Consider the following 8,645-nt stretch of genomic DNA (forward strand, 5'->3'; position numbering starts at 1 on the left):
CCCCGGGGTAGTGCTGCGGCACCCGCCAGTTCCCGCCTTCCAGCCGCAGCTTCCGCAACCGCTGTCGCCGCCGCGAGTACGGCTCGTCCAGGCACGATCGGCCGTCGAGGTACAGCACGTCGAAGGGCAGGTACAGCGCCGGGTAACGCTCGGCGAGCCGCTTGACCTGGCGCGCGTCCCCGGCCCCCGTCCGGTGGCGCAGCGCCCCGGCATCGGGCCTTCCCTCGTCCAAGGCGATCAGCACGCCGTCGAGCAGCACCTCCGTGGCCCCGAGCTGTTCTCCCAGTCCGCGCAGTTCCGGATACGCCGCGGTGACGTCCTCGCCGTCCGCGCCGCGCAGCCCGGCGCGGCCGCCCTCCACCCGCGCCTGCAGCCGGAGACCGTCCCAGAAGAACTCGTAGCCCCAGTCGAGATCTTCCTCGCCCGGGGGCAAAGACCCCTTGGTGGGCAGCATGGGCGGCACGAACTCGGGCAGGTCCAGCGAATTCCGCCGCCGGGGCGGGTCGAGGCGGCGGACGATCCACTCCTGCCCGTCGTCGGCGGAATGCCGGTTCACGAACACATAGCGCCCACGCACCCTGCTGCCGTGGAAGGTCACTTCGACCTTGTTGTCGCTCCAGTGCAGCGTGTCGTAGCGGCCGCGGTCCCAGATGGACATGGTGCCCGCGCCGTATTCCCCCGCCGGGATCTCGCCGTGGAAGCCCGCGTACTCCAGCGGGTGGTCCTCGGTGTGCACGGCAAGGCGGGTGGAACCCGGCCGGGGCGGCAGGCCCTTCGGCACCGCCCACGACACGAGCACCCCGTCCCGTTCCAGCCGCACGTCCCAGTGCAGCCGCCGGGCGTGGTGCTCCTGGATCACGAACACGTCGTTGCCGCCGCGCGGCAGCGCGTCCTCCTCCGGAACCGGCTCCGGCGTCCGCCGGGGATCCCGCTTCTTCCGGTAGGTGCTCAGCTCCGCCACGAGGATCAACGTACCCATCCCGGCGGTGTTTACCCGGCGCTACAACGGGGATTCGACACGTGTGGCAAGTCCGAAGAACATTTTCGTGCTGGGACTGGACGACGCGAACCTGCGGACGCTGCGGCGGGTGCCGGGAGCCGAGGAGTACCGGTACCACCCCCTGCTGAGCGTCCCCGAACTGCAGGAGGGCGAGATCCCGATCGCCGACCTCATCGACAAGGCACAGCGGGCGTGCGAGAGGCAATTCGGCGAAGCCGTCACGAAGATCCGGGAGGGCATCGGCCGCGTCGGCGAGCCGTTCCAGTACGTGCTCGACCACGCGCCGGGCCTGGAACTGCCACCGGAGGTGGCCGAGGCGGGCGCGCTGGCGTGCCTGGCCGAAGAGGCGATGCATGGCGTGCAGGCCGCGACCGAGGGATTCGTCCACGACGGGGAAGTGGTGGTCAACGGGGCACTCGATTCGATCAATTACCCGGGGAGCTCGTCCTTCCTGCGCCACCAGTACCCCTCGCAGCTTCCGGAACCCTTGGTGCACCGGATGTTCGACCTGTCGAAACGGGTGATCGGCGGGCTCGGGCTGGACAACTCCACGTTCTCGATCGATCGTCCTCGGTGATCCCGTGCGGCAGGGAACCCACCGCGCGCAGGAACATTCCTCCTCACACCTCGCCGAATTCGAACCGCAGCCCGCCCGCCACGCGCTCGTACTTCTCGATCAGCTGTTCTTCGCTGTCCGCACGAACGCGAGCTCGTAGCTGTAGCTGTCCTGCGCGTCCATATCGGACAGTCTCTGGCCGGGGGACGGTACGAGGCATCGAATCCCGCCAACCGCATCCTCGGTCCCGGCGCGGGCCTCATCGACCGGATGCGCGATGCGCTGAGCGGTCGCGGCAGGCAGGAGTGACGGCCTTCCCCGCGCCCGGGTTCAGGAGTGCGGAATGGCCTTCAGATCCGCGACCAGGGCGGCGTAGGCGGTGTGACGATCGGGTGCGCGCAGCACCGACGACGGGTGGACGGTGGCGAGCACCAGTTCCGGACGGCCGTGGAATTCCTCGGGCGCGTCGAGCAGCACCCCGCGCTGCCGGGTGACCTTGAACGCCGGTCCCATCACCGCCTGCGCGGCGGTGGCGCCCAGCAGCACGGCCACCTCCGGCCGCACCGCCGCCATCTCCGCCAGCAGCCACGGACGGCAGGCGACCACCTCGGTGCGCGAGGGCTTCTTGTGGATGCGCTGCTTCCCGCGCCCCTCGCGGTCGAACTTGAAATGCTTGACCGCGTTGGTCACGTAGATCTCGTCGCGGTCGATGCCCACCTCGGTGAGGGCGCGGCCGAGCAGGCGGCCCGCGGGCCCGACGAACGGCTCGCCCTCCAGGTCCTCACGGTCGCCGGGCTGCTCCCCCACGACCAGCACCCGCGCGTGGTCCGGCCCGGCACCGAACACGGTCTGCGTCGCGTCCCGGTAGAGGTCGCAGCCCCGGCAGGAGCGGGACGCCTCCCGCAACCGGGACAGCTCGGTGCTGTCCGGGACGAATGGCGAGGCGTCCCGCTTTTCGCGCGTGGCAGGCATGTCAGCCCGGCCGTCCCACGTCACCGCGCCAGGCGCCGGTCTCCCGGCCGCGCCCCTCGACGAACTCCTTGAACCGGTGCAGGTCACCGTGCACGCGCCGGTCCAGCACCCCGAGTTTGTCCGCGGCGTTTTCGGCCAACCCCTCCGGGTCGATGTCCATCTGGGCCGTGACGCGGGTCCTGTCGTCGGCGAGCCGGTGGAAGGTGATCACCCCGCCGTGGTCGGGGCCCCGGTCCGACCGCCAGGCCACCCGTTCGTCCGGGTGCTGTTCGGTGATGGTCGCGTCGAACTCGCGCCTGACCCCGGCGATCCGGGTCACCCAGTGGAGGTGGGTGTCGTCGACCTGGCGGACCTCCTCGACCCCGGCCATGAAATCCGGGAAGGATTCGAACTGCGTCCACTGGTTGTAGACCCTGCTCACCGGGACGTTCACGTCGACCGATTCGGTGATGGTGCTCATGCCCCTCCTTGCTTCTCCCTTGGCGATCACGCTTCGGGTACCTCGCCGGAGGGAGGGCTACACGTCTTCGCCCGGTCTGGCCAGCCGCGCGAGGACCGACTCCAGGTACTCGCGGGCGCGGTCCCGCTCGACCGGGGTCTGCACCGCGGCCACCAGCCGCTCGGCCAGTTCCCGCAGCTTGACGTTGCCGCGCTGGGATGCGCCGATGAGCAGTTCGAAGGCGGCGGCCGAATCGCAGCCGTACGCGAACATGATCATGCCCTTGGCCTGCTCGATGCCGGCGCGCGAAGCCATCGCCCGCTGCAGCCCAGCGGCCTCCCCGGCCAGTTCGGACAGTTGCACCGCCTCGCGCAGCCGGGCCGTGGTCAGGTCGACGTAGTAGCCGTGGACCGCGGTGGTGCCCCGCTCGTCCCGGTCGACGTCACCGACCACGACCACCGCGCGGGTGGCCGCGTCGGCCGCGGCGATGCGCAGCTGGCAGCTGAACGCCTCGCCGCCGGCTCTGGCCCCTTCGAAGACCTCCGCCAGTTGCGGGCGATCCATCGGATGCCCGTGCTTGCGGACCACCTCCAGGCCGGGTGAGACCGAGCCCGGCCGGTAGCCGTACATCAGGTAGATCTCCGCGGACCAGGACCAGGCCCGGGAACGGACGTCCCAGTGGTACATGCCCACCTGATCGGCGCGCTGGCCGGAGGGCAGGACGGACAACGGATCCGGCATTGTGGACATGCGTGTACGGCTCCTGTGCTACAAGCTTGCTCGACACGGGTGCCACGCTGCTGGACAATCCCAGAAAGCCAGATCATAGCCAAAAGATCATCAGGACTCGCGCACCGAGCACCGGAGCACGCCGGTGCGGGGCGAGTGTCACGCCGAAGAGCGGATCGCTCAGTCGAGCCAGCCCTGATCCCGCACGAGGTCGAGCACCACCTTGCGCACGCGCACGATCTGCTCCGCGGTCAGGGTCGGGGCGCCGGTGAGCAGCGCCTCGGTCAGCTCCTCGCGGAAGTCGAGGCTGTCCACGTCGTAGTCGGCGGTGGACCGCACGACCCGGACGTTGGCGGCCTTCAGGCCGCGATCGCCCTTCTCGATGGTGAACTCGACGATGGTGCCGGGGGCGACCATCCGCTTGTCCACATCGAGATCGTTGACGTGCACGAACACGTCCTCGCCACCGCTGTCCGGCGCCACGAACCCGAACCCGCGCGCCTCGTCGAAACGAACAACCTTACCCGTGACCACCGCAGCCAACCCCATTGTCCAATCCGGGCGGGAAAACCGCCGCCCAACCACACCTTGGCGCCAAGGTACCGCCTCGTGCCGGACCACACAACGGCGGTGTGAAGCGGGCAGGCGCGGGTACTCGCTCGATCGGCTACCCAAGGTGACGGGGACGGAGAGAAGCCATGAAACTGCTCTACAAACCGCTCAGCCTGGTCGTCAGCGCCCTCGGCGGTGTGCTGGCCGGCGCGATCTTCAAGCAGTCGTGGAAGGCGATCTCCGGCGAGGCGGAGGCCCCGAAGGCCACCTCGACCGAGCACACCCTCCGCGAGGTGCTGCTCGCCGCGGCCTTGCAGGGCGCCATTTTCGGCGTGGTGAAGGCCGCGTTCGAGCGCGGCGGAGCGGAGGTGTTCCACCGCAGCACCGGCTACGACCTGGAGAAGAAGCGGATCAGCTCCGCGGAAGCTGCGCCGTTTCGGGGAACAGGGTCAGGGCGCGCAGCGCGGTACCGAGTTCGGCGATGTCCGCCGGGTCGGCGAGCGAGCGGCCGAGCTCGTCGGTGATCTTCTTCAGCCGGTGGCGCACGGTGTTGGGGTGACAGAACACACGCTCGGCCACCAGTTTCGTCGAACCGCGGCAGTCGAACCACGCCCTCAGCGTGAGCAGCAGGACGTTGCGGTCCTCGGGCGGGAGTTCCAGCAGCGGTCGCAGGACCTGGTGCGCGAGGTGCGCCGACGCCTCCGGGTCGCTGGCCACCAGCCCCGCCAGCGGTGATTCGGTGAACTGGACGACCTCCACCGTGCCCGGCATCGCCCCGGCGAGCGCGACCCGCGCCAGGTGCAGGGCGCGGGCGGTGTTGCCGAGGCCGCTGAACACCGGGGAAACCCCCACCCGCCCGGTCGCGTTCTCCTTGAGCAGGGCCAGAACCGGCTCCGCGCCCTCCGGGGCGCGCAGCGAAACCACACCGGCCTGGAGTTCCGGGGAGAGCCGCCAGGCGGAGGCGTGGTGCCGTTGCCGCAACGCGTTTTCGATCCCGGGCAACGGTTCCTGCCCCAGTCCCGGGGTCTGGGCGGCGACCACGACGAAGGTGCCATCGAGCGAAAGATCCAGCATCCGCGCGATTTCCCACAGCACGCCCTGGGTGGCGGTGGCGCCGCTGAACAGCGCTTCCAGCAGTGCCAGGCGTTTCTCGTGCTGCGTCCGCACGATCGAGGCGACGGTCTCGCGGTAGGCCGAGGTGAGCGCCTCGGTGTAGTCGTCGATCAGCGCCCAGATGCCCCTCGTCGCGGCGACGAGAGCGTCGGTGTCGCCGTCGGCCTCCGCCAGCTCCACGAGGCTCTGCCAGACCTCGGTGAACCCGATCCGGAAAGCGCGCAGCAGCTCCGGCAGCGGCGCGCCCTGCCGGGCTCTTTCCCGCCCCGTGGCCACCGCACTGGACAGATCGGGCGTACCGGATTCACGCAACGCTCCCACCAGGAAGCGAAGGTTCTCCTCGCACGAAGCGCGCAGCTGCCCGTGCGAAACGAAACGCTCGTTCCGGTAGACCGGTATCTCCGCGACGATCTTCGTGAAAGCGCTCTCCACCAGCTTCGGCATCCGCACCCAGGCCGCGGCGGCCAGCTGGGCCACCGCCGGCTCGGTCCCCGTGTACCGCATCGATGTCCTCACCGTGTCGCTCCCGGGGCTCCCCGTCGAGCCCCCGGAAGCGTCATCTAACACCAATTGGGCCGATTAGACTATTGACAGCGGAAAAGCCCCGCGATCACGGTGATCGCGGGGCTTTTCCGCCGCGGATGCGGCACGGCTGCGCCGGGGTCACATCCTGGCGGCCCCGGTGGTGATCGCCTCCCGGATGCGGTTGTAGGTACCGCAGCGGCAGATGTTGCGGATCTCGTCGAAGTCGGCGTCGCCGAGCTCCCGCCCCTCGGCCCTGGCCTGGCGCACCTTGGCGATGGCCGTCATGATCTGCCCCGGCTGGCAGTAGCCGCACTGCGCGACGTCGTGCGCGAGCCACGCCTCCTGCATCGGGTGCAACTGCCCGGTCCGCTCGTCCTCGAGTCCTTCGATCGTGGTGATCTCGTCCTCCGGTTTGAGGTCGGACACCGGAACGGAACAGGGGTTGAACGCCTTGCCGTTGATGTGGGACGTGCAGGCCTTGCAGACGTTGAGCCCGCAGCCGTACTTCGGGCCGGTGACACCCAGCAGGTCCCGCAGCACCCACAGCACGCGAACGTGGTCGTCGGTGTCCACCGTGACCTGCTTGCCGTTCAGGACAAAAGTGTGCTTTGACAAGGAAGACTCCTAGAACGCGTACTTGAGGCCGTCGACGGGAGAGTCGGGAATGGACGGTTCGCGCGGCAGGGGCTCGAAGCCCAGCGTGCCGTGGTTGATCGGGAAACGGGTGGGCATGGTGCCGGTGGCGCGCCCGTACGCGCAGGCCACCGCGGCCATCGAGCTGGCAACGCCGAGCTCGCCCGCGCCGCCGGGTTCACCGTTGGCGGGCATCACGATGATCTTCATCTCCAGCGGTGTGTTCCACTGCCGGGTGTAGAAGAAGTTGTCCCAGCTGCCTTCCAGCGGCAGGCCGTGGTCGATGTGCAGGCTTTCGGTGAGCGCCAGCCCGATCCCGTCGTTGATGCAGCCCATCATCTGGGCCTGAAGGCCCCGCGGGTTGATCGGCAGCCCGGCGTCCACCGCCATGAACGCCTTCGTCACCCGCGGGCCGGTGACGCCCTCCCGAACCTTGCGCCGGACCGTTTCCGGACGGCAGTCGATCTCGACCAGAACCGCGCTGCAGCTCTTGTACTCGGCGTGGAAGGCGATGCCCTGGGCCATCCCGGCGGGCATCCTGCGGCCCCAGTTCCCGGCCTCGGCCACCTTGTCCAGCACCGCGCGGTACCGCTCCTCCTTCAGGAAGGAGCGGCGCAACTCCAGCGGGTCCCGGCCCAGTTTGGCGGCGAGCCGGTCGACCACGAGTTCCCGGGCGCAGACCACGTTGGGCGAGTAGACGTTGCGCATGCTGCCGGTGTGGAACTTGAGCGGCACCTCGTTGAGCAGCTGCGTGGTGACCCCGAAGTTGTACGGCATCGACTGGGACAGCTCGAAAATCGTCTCCGAGAAGCCGAGGTCGCCGACGGGGAGCCGGGCCGCGACGGAGCTGAGCAGTTCGCCGAGGCCGTGCCCGAAGTCGGTGGCCACGCTGGTGTGCCGCTGCTCGTAGGTGACCACATTCCCCAGTGCGTGGTTGAGGCGGACCCGCGACACCGACATCGGATGGGCCCTGCCGTGCCGGAAGTCGTCGGTGCGGTGCCACATCAGCTTGACCGGCTTGCCCATCTTCTTCGAGATCTCGGCGGCCTCGATCGCGGCGTCACCGAACAGCTTGCGCCCGAACGAGCCGCCACCCTGCATCACGTGCACCTTGACCGCGCTCACCGGCAGCCCGGCGCGGACCGCGATCTCCTCCTGCACCGCGATCGGCGACTTCAGCCCGGACCAGATCTCGGCGCGGTCGGCGCGGACGTCAGCGACCGCGCAGTTGGTTTCCAGCGCGCTGTTGCTGGCGAAGGCGAACACGAACTCCGCGTCGATGGAGTCGGTGAGCACCGGCGGAACCGCCATCGGCAGGGCGGCCGCGCGAAGCTTGGCGAGCACCGTGTCGTCGGACTCACCGTCCACAGTGCCCGGTCCCCAGGTGACGTCGAGCGCACGGACCGCGTCGATGCAGTGCGTGATCGTCTCCCCCCGCACCGCCACCCCGGTCGACACGACCGCGACGTCGGTGATCCCGGGCATCGCCTTCACCGCCGCGAGGTTGTTCACCTTGACGACGGTGCCGTTGATGGTGGGCGGCCGGCGCACCATGGCGGGCTTCGCGTCCGGGACCCGCAGGTCCATGGTGAACTTCTTGCGCCCGGTCACCGCGTCGCGCGCGTCGATCCGGTTCTGCGGCGTGCCCACCAGCTTGAACGACGAAGCCGCCTTGGGTTCCGCGCTGACCTGTTGCACCTTGCCGCTCGCCGCCGCCTCGGCCAGCGAGCCGTAGGTGGCGCTCCGGCCCGCGGCCCCGTGGATCACACCATTGTGGACGGTCAGGCTGGACACGGGGACCCGCCACTGCGCGGCCGCCGTGGACAGCAGGCGGGCCCGCGCGATCGCGGCCGCGGCGCGCACCGGGTGGTACAGCGACCGCACCGAGTTGGAACCGCCGGTGAGCTGGTTGAACAGCAGTTCCGGGCGGGCATCGGCGAGGCTGACGCCGACCTTGTCCAGCGGCAGGTCGAGTTCCTCCGCGATGAGCATGGCCACCGTGGTGGTGATGCCCTGGCCGACCTCGGCCCGCGGCACGGCGAAGGAGGCCGTCCCGTCGCGGTTGATGGCGATCGCGATCAGGCCCGAGGTGGGGAGCGCGGCCAGGGTCAGCGCGTCACCGAGAT

General features: G+C 69.6%; 9 protein-coding genes and 1 pseudogene. 2 read left to right on the plus strand and 8 right to left on the minus strand.

Annotated features, from left to right (window positions below; all coding sequences use genetic code 11):
- Positions 1 to 961 (minus strand): DNA polymerase ligase N-terminal domain-containing protein (locus FNH05_RS25170; protein ID WP_144591188.1); only part of this gene is annotated, 961 nt, incomplete at its 3' end.
- A 61-nt stretch (positions 962 to 1,022) separates the two neighbouring features.
- Between FNH05_RS25170 and FNH05_RS25175 the strand changes: the two are divergent.
- Positions 1,023 to 1,565: pseudogene (locus FNH05_RS25175) on the plus strand (hypothetical protein); the annotation flags it as partial.
- A gap of 321 nt (positions 1,566 to 1,886) precedes the next feature.
- Here the strand turns inward: FNH05_RS25175 and FNH05_RS25185 are convergent.
- The 4 genes from FNH05_RS25185 to FNH05_RS25200 form a co-directional block, all read right to left on the minus strand.
- On the minus strand, positions 1,887 to 2,528 hold the full coding sequence (locus FNH05_RS25185) for a UdgX family uracil-DNA binding protein (RefSeq protein ID WP_144591189.1): 642 nt from the start codon (positions 2,526 to 2,528) through the stop codon (positions 1,887 to 1,889).
- A 1-nt stretch (position 2,529) separates the two neighbouring features.
- Complete coding sequence (locus FNH05_RS25190) at positions 2,530 to 2,988, minus strand: SRPBCC family protein (RefSeq protein ID WP_144591190.1); 459 nt, start codon at positions 2,986 to 2,988, stop codon at positions 2,530 to 2,532.
- 57 nt (positions 2,989 to 3,045) lie between these two features.
- Positions 3,046 to 3,717, minus strand: coding sequence for a PAS and ANTAR domain-containing protein (locus FNH05_RS25195; protein ID WP_144591191.1), 672 nt, complete (start codon positions 3,715 to 3,717; stop codon positions 3,046 to 3,048).
- A gap of 159 nt (positions 3,718 to 3,876) precedes the next feature.
- A complete protein-coding gene (locus tag FNH05_RS25200) occupies positions 3,877 to 4,230 on the minus strand; it encodes a cold-shock protein (protein WP_222426706.1) in 354 nt (117 codons plus the stop codon).
- 164 nt (positions 4,231 to 4,394) lie between these two features.
- Here FNH05_RS25200 and FNH05_RS40095 point away from each other — a divergent pair, with 164 nt between their 5' ends.
- A complete protein-coding gene (locus FNH05_RS40095; protein WP_144591193.1) occupies positions 4,395 to 4,772 on the plus strand; it encodes a DUF4235 domain-containing protein in 378 nt (125 codons plus the stop codon).
- On the opposite strand, the gene FNH05_RS25210 is transcribed toward FNH05_RS40095, so the two are convergent.
- The 3 genes from FNH05_RS25210 to FNH05_RS25220 all read right to left on the minus strand — a co-directional run.
- Positions 4,660 to 5,865, minus strand: a complete 1,206-nt coding sequence (locus FNH05_RS25210; RefSeq protein ID WP_144591194.1) for a PucR family transcriptional regulator — start codon at positions 5,863 to 5,865, stop codon at positions 4,660 to 4,662. The two genes, FNH05_RS40095 and FNH05_RS25210, sit on opposite strands and share 113 nt — an antisense overlap.
- Before the next feature lie 159 nt (positions 5,866 to 6,024).
- On the minus strand, positions 6,025 to 6,501 hold the full coding sequence (locus tag FNH05_RS25215) for a (2Fe-2S)-binding protein (RefSeq protein ID WP_144591195.1): 477 nt from the start codon (positions 6,499 to 6,501) through the stop codon (positions 6,025 to 6,027).
- 9 nt (positions 6,502 to 6,510) lie between these two features.
- Positions 6,511 to 8,645 (minus strand): xanthine dehydrogenase family protein molybdopterin-binding subunit (locus FNH05_RS25220; RefSeq protein WP_144591196.1); only part of this gene is annotated, 2,135 nt, incomplete at its 5' end.

The organism is Amycolatopsis rhizosphaerae, from assembly GCF_007713715.1.
Lineage (GTDB): Bacteria > Actinomycetota > Actinomycetes > Mycobacteriales > Pseudonocardiaceae > Amycolatopsis_E > Amycolatopsis_E rhizosphaerae.